The 18652-nt window shown below is 42.0% G+C and carries 16 protein-coding genes and 1 riboswitch; of the genes, 9 read left to right on the top strand and 7 right to left on the bottom strand.

The window, feature by feature from the left end; translation table 11 throughout:
• The first annotated feature begins 5 nt into the window (after positions 1 to 5).
• A complete protein-coding gene (locus ACM44_RS10350; protein ID WP_048499978.1) occupies positions 6 to 428 on the top strand; it encodes an OsmC family protein in 423 nt (140 codons plus the stop codon).
• 40 nt (positions 429 to 468) lie between these two features.
• On the opposite strand, the gene ACM44_RS10345 is transcribed toward ACM44_RS10350, so the two are convergent.
• Positions 469 to 3081 carry an MGH1-like glycoside hydrolase domain-containing protein gene (locus tag ACM44_RS10345; RefSeq protein WP_048499977.1) on the bottom strand — a complete coding sequence of 871 codons (2613 nt, stop codon included), beginning with the start codon at positions 3079 to 3081 and terminating at the stop codon, positions 469 to 471.
• 109 nt (positions 3082 to 3190) lie between these two features.
• Positions 3191 to 3297, top strand: a riboswitch (SAM riboswitch).
• A 58-nt stretch (positions 3298 to 3355) separates the two neighbouring features.
• On the opposite strand from ACM44_RS10345, the gene ACM44_RS10340 reads away from it, so the two are divergent.
• From ACM44_RS10340 to metF, 3 genes are all read left to right on the top strand, one after another.
• On the top strand, positions 3356 to 4369 hold the full coding sequence (locus tag ACM44_RS10340) for a homocysteine S-methyltransferase family protein (protein ID WP_048499976.1): 1014 nt from the start codon (positions 3356 to 3358) through the stop codon (positions 4367 to 4369).
• 61 nt (positions 4370 to 4430) lie between these two features.
• A complete protein-coding gene (gene metH / locus ACM44_RS10335) occupies positions 4431 to 7088 on the top strand; it encodes a methionine synthase (protein WP_048499975.1) in 2658 nt (885 codons plus the stop codon).
• 158 nt (positions 7089 to 7246) lie between these two features.
• Complete coding sequence (gene metF, locus ACM44_RS10330) at positions 7247 to 8203, top strand: methylenetetrahydrofolate reductase [NAD(P)H] (protein WP_048499974.1); 957 nt, start codon at positions 7247 to 7249, stop codon at positions 8201 to 8203.
• Between the two features lie 97 nt (positions 8204 to 8300).
• Here the strand turns inward: metF and ACM44_RS10325 are convergent, their stop codons facing one another.
• The 6 genes from ACM44_RS10325 to ACM44_RS10300 all read right to left on the bottom strand — a co-directional run bounded on the left by ACM44_RS10325 (position 8301) and on the right by ACM44_RS10300 (position 13797).
• On the bottom strand, positions 8301 to 8978 hold the full coding sequence (locus tag ACM44_RS10325) for a hypothetical protein (RefSeq protein ID WP_048499973.1): 678 nt from the start codon (positions 8976 to 8978) through the stop codon (positions 8301 to 8303).
• 85 nt (positions 8979 to 9063) lie between these two features.
• Entirely contained in the window at positions 9064 to 9855 is a 792-nt protein-coding gene (locus tag ACM44_RS10320; RefSeq protein WP_048499972.1) for an SDR family oxidoreductase, read from the bottom strand.
• Between the two features lie 45 nt (positions 9856 to 9900).
• The gene (locus tag ACM44_RS10315) at positions 9901 to 11124 is read right to left on the bottom strand and encodes a 3-phosphoshikimate 1-carboxyvinyltransferase (protein WP_048499971.1); all 1224 of its coding nucleotides are present in this window, start codon (positions 11122 to 11124) and stop codon (positions 9901 to 9903) included.
• Between the two features lie 59 nt (positions 11125 to 11183).
• The gene (locus tag ACM44_RS10310) at positions 11184 to 11522 is read right to left on the bottom strand and encodes a nucleotide pyrophosphohydrolase (protein ID WP_048500055.1); all 339 of its coding nucleotides are present in this window, start codon (positions 11520 to 11522) and stop codon (positions 11184 to 11186) included.
• A gap of 17 nt (positions 11523 to 11539) precedes the next feature.
• Entirely contained in the window at positions 11540 to 12361 is an 822-nt protein-coding gene (locus tag ACM44_RS10305) for an alpha/beta hydrolase (protein ID WP_048499970.1), read from the bottom strand.
• Between the two features lie 53 nt (positions 12362 to 12414).
• Complete coding sequence (locus tag ACM44_RS10300; RefSeq protein WP_048499969.1) at positions 12415 to 13797, bottom strand: right-handed parallel beta-helix repeat-containing protein; 1383 nt, start codon at positions 13795 to 13797, stop codon at positions 12415 to 12417.
• Positions 13798 to 13980: 183 nt separating this feature from the next.
• On the opposite strand from ACM44_RS10300, the gene ACM44_RS10295 reads away from it, so the two are divergent.
• The 5 genes from ACM44_RS10295 (at position 13981) to ACM44_RS10275 (ending at position 18508) form a co-directional block, all read left to right on the top strand.
• Positions 13981 to 14232, top strand: coding sequence for a type B 50S ribosomal protein L31 (locus ACM44_RS10295; protein WP_048499968.1), 252 nt, complete (start codon positions 13981 to 13983; stop codon positions 14230 to 14232).
• Between the two features lie 91 nt (positions 14233 to 14323).
• Positions 14324 to 15484, top strand: a complete 1161-nt coding sequence (locus tag ACM44_RS10290) for a GlmU family protein (protein WP_048499967.1) — start codon at positions 14324 to 14326, stop codon at positions 15482 to 15484.
• 191 nt (positions 15485 to 15675) lie between these two features.
• Entirely contained in the window at positions 15676 to 17034 is a 1359-nt protein-coding gene (gene trhO / locus ACM44_RS10285) for an oxygen-dependent tRNA uridine(34) hydroxylase TrhO (protein WP_048499966.1), read from the top strand.
• On the top strand, positions 17031 to 18278 hold the full coding sequence (locus tag ACM44_RS10280; RefSeq protein WP_048499965.1) for a peptidase U32 family protein: 1248 nt from the start codon (positions 17031 to 17033) through the stop codon (positions 18276 to 18278). Before trhO ends, ACM44_RS10280 begins: the two co-directional genes overlap by 4 nt.
• Entirely contained in the window at positions 18278 to 18508 is a 231-nt protein-coding gene (locus ACM44_RS10275) for a ferredoxin (RefSeq protein ID WP_048499964.1), read from the top strand. Before ACM44_RS10280 ends, ACM44_RS10275 begins: the two co-directional genes overlap by 1 nt.
• Positions 18509 to 18652: the final 144 nt, after the last annotated feature.

Below are 18652 nucleotides of genomic sequence, written 5' to 3'. Positions count from 1 at the left end.
ATTTTATGAAAATAGTACTTAACAGAATTAACGACGATTATTTATTCGAATGTACCAATAGTGCAGGAAATTCGATTCTACTGGATAATACCTCTGAACCTGGTGCGAAAGGTGTTTCGCCGATGGAAAGCGTGCTGATGGCAGTGGCCGGATGCAGCGGAATTGATGTGGTGAGTATTCTGAAAAAACAAAGACAGGAAATCACCAAATTCTCCGCCGAAGTAGAAGGCGAGCGAGTGCAGATTGGCGATGCGAAGCCCTTCAAATCAATGACGGTAACGTTCTTTTTGGAAGGAGTAATCGATCCGAAAAAAGCTTTGAAAGCCGCGGAATTATCCTTTGAAAAATATTGTTCCGTCTCCAAAACCTTGGAACCGAATGTTCAGGTAAACTACCGGGTTTTTGTCAATGGAAGCGACGTTATTTAGCAATAGTGCTAAAGCACCAAACTACTTTACCACTGAAAAACTACTTCCATCTGGGCTGGATTAATTTAGCAACCGTCGCAGTCCATCCGCATTGGTGTGATGCGCCGATTCCCTGTCCGGTATCGCCATTGAAATATTCGTGGAACATCATGTAGTCCCGGAAAAATTCATTGTGGTTCAAAAGGTCGTTTCCGCCATTAAAAGGTCGGTTTCCATTTTCGTCCTTCATGAAAATAGCTTTCAGTCTCTGACTCAAGTCTTCCGCCACAAAATTCAGGTTTCTCATTTCGCCGCTTCCGGTCGGATATTCAATCTGCATGCTTTCGCCATAATAAAAATGGTAGCGCTGCAAACTTTCCACGATCAGGAAGTTGATCGGAAACCAAATCGGTCCGCGCCAATTGCTGTTGCCGCCAAACATACTGCTGTCACTTTCTGCGGGCAAATATTTCACCACGAATTCCTGGTCATCGGTTGAGAAATGGAAAGGGTTTTCCTCATAAAACTTTGACATGGAGCGGATTCCGAATTCCGAAAGAAACTCATTGGGATCACTCATTCTCTGTAAAACCCTTTTGAGGCGTGTTTTTCTAAGGATGCTCATCAAGTGTTTTCCCCCTTTTCCTTCAACTTCCCAATGGGAAACCAAGTTGGCCAACTCAGGACGGTTTTTCAAAACCCACTGCATCCTTGCCCTGAAATTGGGGAGTTTTTCCAAAATGTCGTGTTCAATGATTTCCACGGCAAACATCGGAATCAAACCCACTATGCTTCTTAATTTTAAAGAGATGGATTCACCGTTATTCAGCTGAAGCACGTCATAGAAAAAGCCGTCTTCCTCATTCCAAAGTCCGTGTATTCCTTCGCCTAGATTTTCCATCGCTTCGGCAATGTAAAGATAATGTTCAAAGAATTTGATCGCCATGTCTTCATAAACTGGGTTATACAAAGCCAGTTCCATTGCAATCCGCATCATATTTAAGGCAAACATCGCCATCCAACTGGTGCCGTCCGCTTGTTCCAGGTGAGCTCCGTTTTTGAACTGCATGTTCCGGTCAAAGGCACCAATATTGTCAAGTCCCAAAAATCCGCCACCAAAAACGTTGTTCCCGCTTTTATCTTTTCGGTTGACCCACCAGGTGAAATTCAGCAATAATTTTTGGAAAACGCTTTCCAGAAAAGGGATATCTGCTTTGCCATTTATTTTTTCATCAATTTTAAAAACCCGGAAAGTGGACCACGCGTGAACCGGTGGATTCACGTCGCTGAAATCCCATTCATAAGCAGGAAGTTGACCGTTTGGATGAAGATACCATTCTTTGGTCAAAAGCTTCAATTGATGTTTCGCGAATCCGGCATCGATCAGCGCAAACGGAACACAGTGAAACGCCAAGTCCCAAGTGGCAAACCACGGATATTCCCATTTGTCGGGCATGGAAATCACATCCTTATTCTGCATGTGTTCCCATTCGGTGTTTCGCACGTAATGGTCAAAGTTTCGCGGGGCTTCGTGTTTGGGATCGCCTTTCAGCCATTTAGAAACCGCGTAATGGTAGAACTGTTTGTTCCACAAAAGTCCTGCAAAAGCCTGTCTTTGGATACTTTTTTCTTCTTCGGATTCAATTTCTGCCTGAAGTTCACCATAGAAATCATCTGCTTCCTTTTTCCTTAAACTAAAAATTTCGTCGAAATCAAAGAATGCATTTTCCATTTTGTGCGGACTCAGCCGAAAGTCAAAGGTCTTGCTTTCCCCCGCCTCAATTTCTGTATCGATGAAGAAACTTGCTTTTGTTCCGAATTTCTCTGGGTTTATCGAATCTTGATCACCTTTAACCAAGAAATTATTGATTCCGTCTTTGAAATATTTTGCGTCTGAACTTCCATTGGAAACCACTTCAGGATTGCTTTCATTATCGCAAAAAAGCGCTTCTGTATCTGGATTTCTCGAATAAAGCTTTTTCAAGGCTATAGAATCATGTTCGATGTCGATGATTCCATTCACCGAAGATTTCAGTTTTGGCCGATAGGTTCCGTAACCCCATTTCCAGTTGTTTCGGTACCAAATCGTGGGAAGGATGACCAGCGGCGCTTTCTTATCACTTCTGTTACACGCCGTCACTCGAATCAGCAGGTCATCATGGTTTATTTTTGCATATTCCATGAAGATATCGAAATACTGATTTCTGTTAAAAATCCCGGTATCTGTAATTTCAAATTCTGCCTGGGTTTTGGATCGCCGGCCATTTTCATGAATCAGCTCGTCATACGGAAACGCATGGATTGGGTATTTGTAAACCATCTTCATATAGGAATGAGACGGCGTGTTGTCCAAATAATAGTAAATCTCTTTCACGTCTTCACCGTGGTTTCCTTGGTAATTGCTTAATCCGAAAAAGCGTTCCTTGATCATTTTATCCTTTTTATTCCAAAAGGCAAATGAAAAACAGAGTCGCTGTTTGCTGTCGCTTATTCCGGCAATTCCGTCTTCACTCCATCGATAAGCTCTGCTCATCGCATCATCATAGGTCGTGTATCCCCACGCATTTCCGTTGTGGCTGTAATCTTCGCGCACGGTTCCCCACTGACGGTTGCTCACATAGGGTCCCCACTTTTTCCACTTTTCATCGCGCAATCTTTCTTTTTCCGGCATCATAATTTAGAATTCTGGTGCGAAATTATGAAATTAATATTCTTTCAAAATTTAGAAAGATTCAAAAAATACCCTATATTTGCAGCCAGATTTGTTCTTTTACATATTGAAAATGTTATCAAGAAAGGTGGAGAGATTAGACTCTATGAAACCTTGGCAACCCTTCGGAAACGGAGAAGGTGCTACGTTCTATCCTGAAATTTCGGGAACAGATAACACAGACTCAATCACCAATTCTTTGGTAGCATTTTCAATTTTAATTTAATCACTAATTGAAATGCTACAAAATACACGCAAGCTTTACGATCAACTTAGTTCTCGAATACTCGTCCTAGATGGCGCCATGGGAACCATGCTGCAGCGATACCAATTCACTGAGGAAGATTACCGCGGCGAACGGTTTAAAAACTGGGAACACCCATTAAAGGGAAACAACGATTTGCTTTCATTGACGCAACCACGTGCGATTGAAGAAGTCCACCGGAAATACTTGGAAGCGGGAGCAGACATTATCGAAACGAATACTTTTTCCGGAACAACTATTGCCATGGCTGATTACCACATGGAAGAATTGGTTTCGGAACTCAATTTTGAATCCGCCAAAATTGCGAGAAAAGTCTGCGATGAATTCACGGCCAAAAATCCAGATAAGCCCAGATTTGTGGCTGGCTCCATCGGACCAACCAACAAAACCGCTTCACTTTCGCCGGATGTGAATGATCCGGGATTTCGGGCAATCACGTTTGATGAGTTGAGAATCGCCTATAAACAGCAGGCAGAAGCACTTTTGGATGGCGGCGCAGATATTCTTTTGGTGGAAACCATCTTTGATACGCTAAATGCCAAAGCCGCACTCTTTGCGATTGATGAAATCCAGGAGGAAAGAAACATCCAGATTCCGATTATGGTTTCGGGAACCATTACCGATGCTTCGGGACGAACTTTGAGCGGGCAAACTGCGGAAGCCTTCCTGATCTCGATTTCGCATTTGAATTTATTAAGTGTGGGTTTCAATTGCGCTTTGGGAGCAAAACAACTCACACCTTATCTGGAGACACTTTCCACTCATTCGGAATTTTATGTTTCCGCTTATCCAAATGCCGGTCTGCCGAATGCTTTCGGTCAGTATGACGAAACGCCCGAGTTTATGGCGGAACAAATCCGTGAATATGTAGAAAAAGGTTTGGTCAATATCATCGGCGGTTGCTGCGGAACCACACCTCCGCATATTAAGGCGATTGCCGATTTGGTAAAGGATTTTAAACCCAGGAAAATTAATGCAACACTCTAGAAATCTACCCAAGTAGCACTTGATTGTTAAATTAGTACATTGTTAAATTGGTAAAATCATTATGAAATACTTGAAACTCTCCGGTCTGGAACCATTAATCATCACGCCGGAATCCAACTTTATCAACATTGGTGAAAGAACCAATGTAGCCGGTTCAAAGAAGTTCTTAAGACTGATAAAAGAAGAAAAATATTCGGAAGCGCTGGATATTGCGCGGCATCAAGTCGAGGGCGGCGCACAAATCCTCGATGTCAATTTTGATGATGGACTTTTGGACGGTAAAACCGCGATGGTGAAATTTTTGAACCTGATCGCTTCCGAACCGGATATTGCGCGGATTCCAATCATGATCGATTCCTCGAAATGGGAAATTCTGGAAGCCGGATTAAAGGTCGTGCAAGGAAAAGGGGTAGTGAATTCCATCAGTTTAAAAGAAGGGGAAGAGGAATTTGTTCAACACGCGAAAATTATCAAAAGATTCGGAGCGGCGGTGATTGTAATGGCGTTTGATGAAGACGGACAAGCCGATAATTATGACCGAAGAATCGAAATCTGCAAACGTTCCTACGATATTTTGGTGAACAAAGTCGGTTTTCCTTCAGAGGATATTATTTTCGACTTGAATATTTTCCCCGTGGCGACCGGAATGGAAGAACACCGCAGAAACGCTCTGGATTTCATAGAAGCCACCAAATGGGTGCGTGAAAATCTGCCGAATGTTTCGGTGAGTGGCGGAGTTTCAAACGTTTCGTTTTCGTTCCGCGGAAATGATGCTGTGCGGGAAGCAATGCACTCGGTTTTTCTTTATCACGCCATTAAAAACGGGATGAATATGGGAATCGTAAATCCGGCAATGCTCGAAGTTTACGATGAAATCCCCAAAGATCTACTCGAACTGGTGGAAGATGTCATGCTCAACCGAAGAGACGATGCCACCGAAAGATTGCTCGATTATTCCGAACGGAATAAAAGCACAAAAAAAGAAATCGTGGAGGATTTGCAATGGCGAAAAAACCCGCTTCAGGAAAGGATTACCCATGCTTTGGTAAAAGGAATAGACCGGTTTATCATCGAGGATGTGGAAGAAGCGAGACAGGTTGCCGAACGACCTTTAGAGGTCATTGAAATCAATTTGATGACCGGAATGGCCGTGGTTGGCGATTTATTTGGAAGTGGGAAAATGTTCCTGCCACAGGTGGTGAAATCTGCGAGAGTGATGAAAAAAGCCGTCGCCTATCTTCAACCTTTCATCGAAGCAGAAAAAGATTCCACCAGACAAGCCAATGGTAAAATTGTAATGGCCACCGTGAAAGGCGACGTTCACGATATCGGAAAAAATATCGTTTCCGTGGTTTTGGGATGCAATAATTACGAGATCATCGATTTGGGTGTGATGGTTCCTGCGGAAAAAATCATCCAGACTGCCATTGACGAAAATGCGGATGCGATCGGTTTAAGCGGCTTGATTACTCCGAGTTTAGACGAAATGGTGCATGTTGCAGACGAACTTGAAAGAAAAAATCTGCATTTTCCGCTGTTGATCGGCGGTGCCACCACATCCAAAGCACATACTGCGGTGAAAATTGCACCAAAATATTCCAACACGGTGGTTCACATCAATGATGCTTCAAGAGCGGTGGGAGTGGTTTCGCAACTTTTAGACAGAAACGCTGAAAATTATAAGGAAGCTTTGAAAGAAGAATACGTTGAATTTCGGGAAAAGTTTTTAAGCAGGCAGATTGATAAAGAATATGTTCCCCTGGAACAAGCGAGAAGCCAAAAGTTCAAAATGGATTGGGAAAATGAGGAAATCTTTAAACCCAAAAAATTAGGAATCCACATGATGGAAAACCTTGATTTGAATGAGCTTTTACCCTTTGTGGACTGGTCGCCTTTCTTTAGAAGCTGGGAACTGCATGGGAAATTTCCGGATATTTTACAGGATGAAATTGTGGGTGAACAAGCAAGGGAAGTCTATAAAGACGCCCAGAAAATGCTTAAGAAAATCATTGACGAAAAATTGTTGACTGCAAAAGCCATTTTTGGTTTATTCCCCGCAAACACTATAAATCACGACGATGTGGAAGTTTATGATGAAAATGGAAACGTGATTTCAACCTTCAGAACCCTTCGTCAACAATTGAAAAGGTCTTCCGGAAAGGATTATCTGGCTCTCGCAGATTTTGTGGCACCCAAAGAAAGCGGCAAACTGGATTATATCGGATGTTTTGCGGTGACCACCGGTTTTGGAACTGATGAATTGGTGAAAAAATATAAAGACGATCACGACGATTATAATGCCATTCTCGCCAAAGCATTATCGGATCGCTTGGCGGAAGCATTCGCAGAATACCTGCACCATCAAGTGAGAACCGATTTCTGGGGATATGCCGAAAGCGAAAATTTGGATAACGAGCAATTAATTGCAGAAAAATATCTGGGAATCCGTCCTGCTCCCGGTTATCCTGCCTGTCCGGATCATTTGGAGAAAAAAACGATTTGGGAATTATTGAAAGTGAAAGAGAAGATCGGATTGGAACTGACTCCAGGTTTGGCGATGTTTCCAACTGCCGCAGTTTCCGGATATTTTTTTGGAAACCCGAATTCAAAGTATTTCGGTGTCGGAAAAATTTCTGAAGACCAATTAATGGATTATGCCCAAAGAAAAGGAGTGGATCTGGAATTTGCACAAAAATGGCTGGCTCCTAATTTGGCATAGGACCAATTTCCCCTAACTGCAGGAAATGCCTTTAGATAAGGAATAGATTGCACAATATGGGAATTGGAAAACCCATCCCATCAACATGAATTCAGTTTAGAAAAAATAATTAGCGAATATTATTAGAGATTTTTCCCCATTTGGGGCAAAAGAGGCTTATGAAAATCACAGAACACATCAAAAACGCCAACGGCAAAACGCTTTTTTCCATCGAAGTAATTCCGCCTACGAAAGGTACTGGAATAGAGGACTTGTACAAAAATATCGACCCCTTAATGGAATTCAAACCACCTTTTATCGACGTGACAACTTCGCGGGAAGAATACGTGTACATCGAAAAAGGAAACGGTTTGGTGGAAAGAAAAATCACGAGAATGCGTCCCGGAACTTTGGGTATTTGCGCATCGATTCAGCATAAATATGACGTGGATACAGTTCCGCATGTGCTTTGCGGCGGATTTACCAAAGAGGAAACCGAGTACCTTTTGGTGGATTGTCTTTATCTGGGAATTGACAATATTATGGCGCTCCGCGGTGATGCGATGAAGGGGCAAAACCATTATGTCCCCACTGAAGGCGGCCATGAATATGCAATCCATTTGGTGGAACATATCAACGATATCGGGCGCGGAAAATATTTGACCGACGAGAAAAGATGCGATCATGAAAACAAATTCTGCATTGGTGTAGCGGGTTATCCAGAAAAACACATCGAGGCACCATCCATGAAATATGATTTGCAGCGGCTGAAAGAAAAAGTGGAAGCCGGTGCGGATTATGTAGTGACTCAAATGTTTTTCGACAACAAGAAATACTTTGAATTTGTGAAAGAAGCCAGGAAAATCGGAATCGATGTGCCGATCATTCCCGGAATTAAACCGATTGCCACGAAAGGACATCTCTCGATGTTGCCGAAAACCTTCAAAATAGACTTGCCGGAAGAATTGATTTCCGAAATTGCAAAGGCAAAAGACAATGCCGCAATAAAACAAATCGGTGTGGAATGGGCGATCAACCAATGCAGAGAACTTCTGGAATTTGGGGTTCCGGTGCTTCATTTTTATTCGATGGGGAAGAGCGATAACATCAGAAAAGTGGCCTCAGAAATTTTCTGATGTGATAGGTCCTGTTGGCTAGGTTGATTGCTCAAAAGCGTCAATAAGAAATCCCCATCCGGAAGATCGAATGGGGATTTTTTTAAAAAATATGATTTTAGTTATTCAGGAAAGCGGCCAATTTAACCAAATCCGCTTCGTCGTTGATCCTGATTTTATTTGATTTGAGGAAGGATTCTAACTCTGCCTTTTTTGCCGGAAGAAGCGCAGGAAGTTCTTTCGCATTTTTCGGCAACCTGATGAAACCATCTTCGTTCTTCAGAAAATAAATCGGTTTCTGGTTTTCAAATCTTGCCGGAATCTCCGATATCAGACTGTTTGGAGCAGGAACTGCCGGATAAAACTTGGTTTGTACTTTTTTTAGGATACTGTTTTTTCCACCTGCTATTTCAAAGAAATAACCCGCAAATTCATCAAAAGTATTCACGAAAACAAGCTTCGCTTTGGATTGTTCAAAGGTGAATGAAGGGAAGGATCCTTCCCTTGGTAGTTCGTAAACTTCGCCCTTGTCCATGATTTCAATGGTATCCAAAAACGTATTGTAACGAATTGGGACATAGCTGGAAGTGTCGCCAACTCTTGCACTCACAAAACCTGCCGTATAATAGGGGATTCCGTTAATTTCAGAATATTTAATTTTGGTTTTACCATTGTTCACTTCATCAATCACCTTGCTGAATCGGGCTTGTCTGGCAAGATCTCCCACAGTGATTTGTTGTGCCTGGAAAAAATGGCTGCCAATTAATAAGAGAACAGGACAGATAAGGGTCTTCATAATGATTTTCTATTTTTACAAATGTACGTTTTTTTGCATTTCACGGTTGGATAATTTCACGAATAAAATGTTAAATTTTAGACCGTTATTCCTCCAATTTACTGTATTTCCTCATTAACTTTTCGTAAAAGTTCTGTGGCAAAATCCATTTTAAGGGAACTCCGATTTTCTGTCCGAACTTTCCGAAATAATAGTGCGCTTTCCAGGATTTTTTTGCTAAAAGTTTCTCGATATAGACTGCGACTTCCACAGGGTTCGTTCCTTTGTCCACGTGGGAGTTCATGACCTGATGTATTTTGTCGAATATTTTTTGATAAGGTTCCGAAACGGTGCTCTGCACTCGGTTTTCTGCGATACCGGTTTTGATGTCGCCCAAATGAAGTGCACAAACCTGGATTTTCCAGGGAGAAATCTCATATCGAATTGCTTCTGTCACTTTGTCCAAAGCTGCTTTCGATGCAGAATAAAATCCCCTGAAAGGAAGTCCCATCTCTGAACCAATGCTCGAGATATTGATGATTCTTCCGGATTTTTGGGTGCGCATTTTTGGCAGCACTGCCTTCATCATTTGCACCGAACCGACCAAGTTCAGATGGAATAACTTCAAGATTTCCTCTGCTGAGGAATCTTCCACAGAACCCACCATTCCCATTCCGGCATTGTTGATCAGCAGATCGATGCGTTGTTCTGTTTTTAAAATTTCCGAAACGGCATTTTGAATTTGGGAATAGTCGGTAATATCGGTCGGAACCGAGGTGAAAAATTCAGAATTAACATTTTTTCTGCTCAAGCCGAAAACACGGTGTCCTTTTTTGCCGAAGAATTCAGCCAGTGCGAAACCGATTCCGGTCGATGATCCGGTGATGATTATGGTCATTTTTATACTTATTGATGTTTGCCAATTGGTGGCAAAACTATATATTTAATCCAAAATTTTCTGCAAATCACGCCAAAATTCGGGATAGGATTTTTTCACCACTCCCTCATTTTCGATGATCAATTCCTCAATCAGGCAAAATGGCGCAAAACTCATCGCCATTCTGTGATCATCATAGGTTTTGATGGAAATATGGTCGTTGGGCTTGAAGAATTTCGTGGAACTGATGGAGTTTTCTGTGATTTCGCAAATGCACCCAATTTTGAAGAGCTCATTTTTCAACGCCAATAGCCGATCGGTTTCTTTCAATTTCAAAGTCTGCAAGCCGGTGATTTCAAATGGAATCCTTAATGCTGTTGCAGTGACACAAACGGTTTGCGCCAAATCCGGACAATCGTTCATGTTCAGCGAAATCTTTTCCGGGAAGTGGAAAAAATGATCCGGCAAAAGGGAGATTTTGTTTTCTATCGCCTCCGAAATGGTATCTACACCAAAGCATTTCCAGTAGATTTCCTTCAAAATGGAATCACCCTGCAAAGAGTATTGGCGAAAGGTTTTCAGCGTTACAGCTTCGCGACCAATCGCCGACAAAGCGTAGAAATAGGACGCAGAACTCCAGTCGCTTTCCACCACGAATTTCATCAGGTGGGAATTTTTTTCAGTCCGGATGTTCGGAAATATTTTGATGAGGTTTCCCTCCCAACTGTTTGAGATTCCTGCATTTCGCATAATCTTCAGCGTCATTTCCAGATACGGTCGGGAGGTGATTTCGCCTGCCAAATTGATTTCCAGGCCATTTTCCAGTTTTCCGCCGATGAGCATCAAAGATGAAATAAACTGGCTTGAAATATTGGCCGGAATGGTGACTGCGCTTTTTTCAAGTTTTCGCCCCACGATTTTTAAAGGGGGAAATCCCTGGTTTTCCAAATAATCAATCTCTGCTCCCAAATCGCGCAGCGCATCAACCAACGGTTGGATTGGGCGCTGTTTCATGCGCTCGGAACCCGTTAAAATCACGGTTTTTCCTTCCTGGATTGCGAAATAGGACGTCAAAAAACGCATCGCGGTTCCTGCGTGATAGATGTCGATGGTTTCCGCATTGCTTTCGAGTGCTTTTTGCATCACGAAAGTGTCCTCGGAATCCGACAGGTTTTCAATCAGCAGATTTCCAAAGAGTTTGTCCAATATCAAAAGGCGGTTCGAAATACTCTTCGAACCGTTGATTTGGATGGTTTCGTTGGGCTTAAGGGTGGATTTTTTGAGATGCAAATTCTATTATTTGTTTGAGGTTTTAGGTTTGAAGTTTGAGGTTCTTGCAGATTCACTTCTTACTTTTCTTTCAGCTTTTCGTTATTCTGGTGCCGTTCAAAATCCCGCTCCGTTTTCTTTTTCATTTTTTTATCAAAAGCTTCCTGTAGATCGGTTCCGGTTTGGTTCGCTAAACATAAGGTCACAAACAGGACGTCGGCTAATTCTTCTCCTAAATCTTTGGTCTTATCCGATTCTTTTTCGCTTTGTTCGCCGTATCTTCTTGCGATGATTCTAGCCACTTCGCCCACTTCTTCGGTCAGCATCGCCATATTGGTCAACTCGTTGAAATATCGAACACCGATGGTTTTGATCCAACCGTCAACTTCTTTCTGCAAATTTGTTATTTCCTTACTCATCACTCATTACTAATCGCTTATTGCACATTATTTAGGCCAAAAGTCCATATCAACGCTTTTTCCTTTGTTGCCCGAAAAATGGTGTTGTGTTTTTCATTTTTCTCGGGAGAATAATTCCATTTTAAATGGGGCAGATTTTCTGATTTTAGGATATCGGCAAGTTCTTGCGTATGCGGCAGAATATCTATGGCGGCGGAACCGGCAAACCAAAATTTTCTCTCGGTTTCCGGAAGTTTAACCAAAAGTTCCTTCGCATTTTTTACCAGAAAGTGGTTATTCCACCACAGTGATGGATCTATTGCGATATAATCGTCGAAAATATCTGGTCTGTTGAGGAAGGTTTCCACCACAAAAAGTCCGGCGGCAGATTCACCAATTATCGCTTTCTGTTTTGTGGTGCGGTAATGTTTGTTGATGTGCGGAATCAATTCATCTTTTATAAATGCCAGGAATTTTTCCGAACCTCCAACGACCGGAGCGATTTTTTTGTCTGATTCTACTGCTGTGAAACCTGTTAAATCGCGCCTTCGCTGCGTATTTTCAATTCCCACCAAAATGATGGGTTGAATTTTTTTAGACCTGATGAGTTCTGCGACGGTATTTGCAACGTGTGGAAAATCTTCCTGGATTCCACCATCCGGCATATAAAGTACTGCAAGCGAATCTTTGCTTTGCCCATATTCCGGTGGTGTCCAAACATTGATGGTTCGTTTTTCCGCCACATTTTTAGAAAAAACAGGAAAAGTGTCATGATCCAGAACAGCATCTTTATTTTGAGCAAATCCATTTCCTCCCAGAATCAGGAAAATCAGCAGTAAACAATATGATAAGTTTTTCATCTCTTCCACCTCAAAATTATTGATTACTCATTATTCATTGCGCATAACCCAGGTCACTGATAAGCTCCAACCGTAGGTGAGACCAACCGGGAAATCCCCAAAATGTCAGTTGGAACAGATGCCGCAACTGCACCATTGCCTTTACCTTTTGCCGGAGAATCCGCTTTTACCCTTAAGTTCAACTTATGCGTGAAGTAGTTCTGGAATTTTGGATCCTGGTTTTTGATGGAATTCGCATCCAAATTATAGCCGGGATTTGTTCCCTGTTTCACGAGGCAGTATTGGAAAGTATAGGTAAAAGGTTGTCCTTGCGTTGGTTTGAACTGGATAGAATTTTCTTTTTCACCATAAATAATAGAATTCCCAATGGTTAAGGTCAATGCTCCCTGTTCAGTGGTGGTGCCGTTTTGGTAGGCGTTTGTGGCGTAAATTCCCAGTGCCGGAAGCGAGCCGTCCGACCAATAATTAGCAAGCGTAGAATGGAGGATTTTGATATTTCCACCTTTAAAAATCCCGAAATCTGCTTCACCACAATTGTTCATCACCAGATTTCTCGCAACTACCGTGGAGTTCACTGCGTAGATTCCATATTCCTGATGCGTGTGGATAATTGTGTTGTCAATGGTTGCATTCGTTTGAGTCATCTCCAAACCTCGAGTGCCGCCGAAAACTTTAGCATAGTTCATGGTTAAAGTGGAGTTGGGTTCAAATGAAATTCCGTTCCAGTTTTTCGGAATGGTATCATATCGGGTATCGTTTCGGTCTCCCCGGAAAGTCACCTCATTTCCCAAAGAGCCGTTCACATTCAGCGTGGAGTTTTTCAGGATTTTCAAACCGCTGTTTTTATGGAAATACACTTTTGTTCCTGACTGTATGTTCAAAGTCTTGCCTTCCGCCAAGGTCAAGTCGCCGAAAATGATTTTTGCCTTATCATTGGACCAAGTCGTATTGTCCGCCAAAATATTGGGGTTGGTTTCGGTTTTAATAAAAAATTCAGCATCCTGAACCACGGAGAAAAGCGTCACATGCTGCGTTCCTGCGGGAGACTGAAAAATAACGCGGTCTTCAGCAATCGCTTCGGGAGCATTCGCCACTGGTGCGATTTCCACAAAAATATACAGCGAATCTTTTTTCCTTAATGCTACATTGTTGAATTCTGTCCCTGCTTTACCATCTACATTGATCCGATACATAGACGCCGCGCCGCTTTCGAGTGATATTTTTGGAATCATCACGTCTTTGTCTTCATTATTATAAATTTTCACGGCATAGGTTTCTGAACGGACCTGGTTGTAAACAGTGTCGCAGAAAACGGTGTCTGTGGAGAAGCGCAAAAGTTGCGATGGGGCATCAAAGCTGATATCGTCCCGGCTACACGCTACCGCTGTCAACAGAAACCAAAAAGATACGCCTACTAAGAGTTTAAAACTTTTCATTGAAATTAGTATAGAGATTCCAAATTTAATTAAAATTATGGAACGGGGAAATTTTAAAATTATGTATTTGAGTATTTGCGGATTGAAAAATTAATTGTACTTTTGCAACCTAAAATTCAGCAGAGAAAAATCCATTACTACTTTCAAAGCGAATTTTGTATAAAATTTTAAAAAGAATTTATTATGAAAAACGGAATTCACCCAGAAAATTATAGATTGGTCGTGTTCAAAGATATGAGTAACGACGAGATGTTTCTTTGCAAATCCACTGCAGAAACCAAAGACACCATCGAGTTCGAAGGAGCAACTTACCCATTGATCAAAATGGAAATCTCTTCAACTTCTCACCCTTTCTACACCGGAAAAGTGAAATTGGTTGACACTGCAGGTAGAGTTGACAAATTCATGAACAAGTACAAGAAATTCGCAAAATAATTGCGGAATGTAAATGATATTTAAAGTCTTTCAGATTTCTGAAAGACTTTTTTTATTGTAAATTTGACCTTCAAACATAAAATCAATTTCGATGCAACTCGTTTTTTCTGACTCCCGGTTCTGGGAAGATTTCTTGCCTTTAACTTTTACTCGTCCCGTTGCAGAAATGCGTTGCGGAATTCTCACGTTCTCGGAACGGTGGCAGAAACTTTTGGGAATCCCGGAAATATCTTTTATTACCGAGGATTTTTTGCAGGAAAAATTCAAGAAACCGGAGCTTGAGGAAAGTCTTTTTATCGTTCCAAATTTTTTGCCTTCTGAAAATGTTTTGACGCAAATCAGAGATCTGAAACTCGGTGAAGCCTTGGTTTACGAAAATGAATTGCTCGCCGCGAAAGTGAATATGGACAATTTTTCGCTGCACCAAATTGAGAAAATGACCGACATTCATGAGGAGCTCCTCTTTTTTAAACAACCCACTGATTTGTTTTTCTACAATGAAAAGGCGATTGATTTCGATTTTGAATTGCTGACCAAAGGAAGAACTTCCCAAGAATTATCTGAAACCAACGGTTTTTTAGGAGATCCGGATGATTTGTTTATCGAGGAAGGTGCATCAATCGAGTTTGCAACTTTAAATACAAAAACCGGAAAAATCTATATCGGCAAAAACACTGAAGTGATGGAAGGTTGCAATCTCCGCGGTCCGATCGCGCTTTGCGAAGAATCGAAATTCAATCTGGGAGCGAAAATTTATGGAGCGACCACGATTGGTCCGCATTCTAAAGTAGGTGGAGAAGTGAATAATATTGTAATTTTTGGATATACAAATAAAGGTCACGACGGTTTTGTAGGAAATTCGGTGATTGGGGAGTGGTGTAATTTAGGTGCGGATACCAATTCCTCCAATCTTAAAAACAATTACGCTGAGGTAAAACTTTGGAATTACAGGACCAAAAGATTTGCAAATACCGGACTTCAGTTTGCGGGAGTGATTATGGGCGACCATTCCAAAACCGCGATCAACACTCAGTTGAATACCGGAACCGTGGTGGGAGTTGCCGCCAATATCTTCAAAAGCGGTTTCCCACCGAACCTCATTGAGAATTTTTCTTGGGGCGGAATGAAAGGTGATGAAAAATTTAAACTTGAAAAAGCCTACGAGGTGGCGGAAAAAGCAATGGCTCGGAGAAAAGTTCCTTTTACTGATATGGATCGGAATATTTTGAAATACATTTACCAAAATTTATAAATTGCCGCCCGACGTGGTGTGATTCTCGAATTGCAGCCCGACCTGAGTGGAGCTCTTTTTTGTGGAGCACAGCGGAACAAAAAAAGCGGGAACGGAGGGCGGATAAAGCTGCCCAAAAAAATAACTCAGATAATTTGGTCTGAAATCCGTAACTTTGCAGCCACAATTTTCTCACTTAAACCGTTTATAGCATGCAACTGTACAACACCTTAAGCGCAGAAGAAAGAGCTCAGTTAATTGATCAAGCCGGTAAGCAGCGCCTTACTTTGTCTTTCTATGCGTACGCCAAAATCTCAGACCCCAAAAAATTTCGCGACGAATTATTCATAGCCTGGAACGCACTCGATGCATTAGGTAGAATTTACGTGGCCCATGAAGGGATTAATGCTCAGATGAGTATTCCCGAAGAAAACCTCGAAGCTTTCCGCGAAACGCTGGAGGTTTACGATTTCATGAAAGGCATCCGCTTGAATGAAGCTGTGGAGCATGATGATCATTCTTTCTTAAAACTCACGATTAAAGTCCGAAATAAAATTGTTGCAGACGGTTTAAATGACGAAACTTTCGATGTAACCAATAAAGGAATCCACTTAAAAGCCAAAGAATTCAATACCTTACTCGAAGATCCAAACACGATAGTTGTGGATTTCAGAAATCATTACGAAAGTGAAGTCGGGCATTTCGAAGGAGCAATTACGCCAGATGTGGAAACTTTCAGAGAGAGCTTGCCGATTATCAATGAAAAGTTACAGGATTTCAAGGAAGACAAAAATCTTTTGATGTACTGTACAGGCGGAATCCGTTGTGAAAAAGCCAGCGCTTACTTCAAACATCAGGGTTTCAAAAACGTGTATCAGCTTGAAGGCGGTATCATTGAATATACCCGCCAGATCAGGGAAGAAAACATTGAAAGTAAATTTATCGGTAAAAATTTCGTGTTCGATCACCGTTTGGGTGAGCGGATTACCGACGATATCGTTTCGCAGTGTCACCAGTGCGGAAAACCTTGCGATAACCATACAAACTGTGCGAATGACGGCTGTCACTTACTTTTTATTCAGTGTGATGAATGTAAAGCTGCCATGGAAAACTGCTGTTCCGAAGAATGTCAGCATATTATTCATTTGCCTTTAGAAGAACAGGTGGAGCTCAGAAAAGGAGTTCAGGTGGGAAACAAAATTTTCAGAAAAGGAAAGTCTCCGGCCTTGAAATTTAAAAACTCCGGAGAACTTCCGAATAAACCTTTGGCAAAAGCTGAAAACAAAAATATCCGCCAGAAAATTGCCACAAAAAAAACTTTACTTGGCAAAGCCGAACATTATTTCACCCAATCCAAAATTGCCCAGTTCCTGCTGGAAAACGGTGAGCTTACAGTAGGTGATAAAGTTTTGATTTCCGGACCGACAACTGGCGAGCAGGAAATTACATTGACAGAAATTTTCGCCAATGGAAATCCATGTGAAACAGCCAAAGCCGGAGACCAGATCACTTTTCCGGTTCCGTTCAGAGTCCGTTTGTCCGATAAACTTTATAAAATTTTAGCATCATGACAAAAAGCGGAAAAATAGAACTGATGTCACCGGCAGGCGACTTCACAGCCATGCAGGCAGCTTTGGATAACGGTGCTGATTCCATTTATTTCGGAGTTGAACAGCTCAATATGCGGGCAAGAGCTTCCATGAATTTCACGATCGATGATTTGCCTGAAATCTCCAGAAGATGTGCTGAAAAAGGCGTACGAACTTATCTTACTTTAAATACCATTGTTTACGATCACGACCTGTCGATCATTAAAACCCTTTTAGATAAAGCCAAAGCCGCCAATTTAACCGCGGTAATTGCAATGGATCAGGCGGTGATTTCCTATGCGCGGCAAATCGGGATGGAAGTCCATATTTCCACCCAGATCAATATCACCAACATCGAAACCGTAAAATTCTATGCGCTTTTCGCGGATACCATGGTGATGAGCCGTGAGCTTTCGATTACCCAGATCAAAAAAATCTGCGATCAGATCGTAAAAGATGACGTTCGCGGACCTTCCGGAAATTTGGTGGAAGTCGAAATTTTTGGGCACGGCGCTTTGTGTATGGCTGTTTCCGGGAAATGTTATTTGAGTTTACATGCGCACAATTCTTCTGCCAACAGAGGGGCTTGCAAGCAGAATTGCCGTAAAAAATATACCGTCATCGACCAGGAAACCGGTTTCGAAATTGAGCTCGAAAACGAATACATGATGTCGCCAAAAGATTTGTGTACCATAGGATTTCTAGACCAGATCGTGGGCGCAGGCGTGAAAGTCTTGAAAATCGAAGGAAGAGGAAGGGCTCCGGAATATGTGGCGACGGTGACGAAATGTTACCGCGAAGCAATAGATGCGATTGCGGATGGAACTTTCAGTCAGGAAAAAGTTGACGAATGGATGAAACAGCTGGAAACCGTTTACAACAGAGGTTTCTGGAGTGGCTATTATCTGGGGCAGGAATTGGGAGAATGGTCTTCGACAAATGGTTCTGCTGCAACTCAGAAAAAAGTCTATATCGGAAAAGGACGGCATTTTTACCCCAAATCAAATATCGCCGAATTCCTCATTGAAGCCTACGATCTGAATGTGGGCGACAAAGTTTTGATCCAAGGTCCTACAACCGGTTCCAGGGAAATGGTGGTAGAATCGATGCTGGTGGACCAAAAACCCGAAGCGGAAACGGCAACTAAAGCTGATGTGATCACCTTCAAAACCGGTTTCCGGGTGAGACCGAGCGATAAACTGTATAAAGTGGTGGAAAACAACTGATGGTCATCGTAACTCTTCAGCGTGACAAATGCATCGGCTGCAATTACTGTGCGGAATTTGCGCCCGAATATTTCCGGATGTCTAAAAAGGACGGCAAGTCGGTCTTGTTAAAAGCTACTGATAAAAAGGGATTTCACACCTTGAAAATCCCAAATCATGAAGCACTGGATTCCTGCGAAAAGGCGGCGAAGGCTTGTCCGGTGAAGATAATTTCGGTGAAAGAAGTTTAGGGGAATTATTCAAAGTCAGTTCCGGAAAAAAGACTTTCTAATGCAATTGCAGGCCATGATTTTTGTTTATCACGCAAAGTTTTTTTTTACTGCTCCTATTTTTAAGGGGCAAAGTTTTGTCCGCCACGGCGGACTGATTAAGAG

This window comes from Chryseobacterium koreense CCUG 49689, from assembly GCF_001045435.1.
Classification (GTDB): Bacteria; Bacteroidota; Bacteroidia; order Flavobacteriales; family Weeksellaceae; genus Kaistella; species Kaistella koreensis.
The sequence above is the reverse complement of the archived record's forward strand: the minus strand, read 5'-3'. Positions and strand labels throughout refer to the sequence as shown.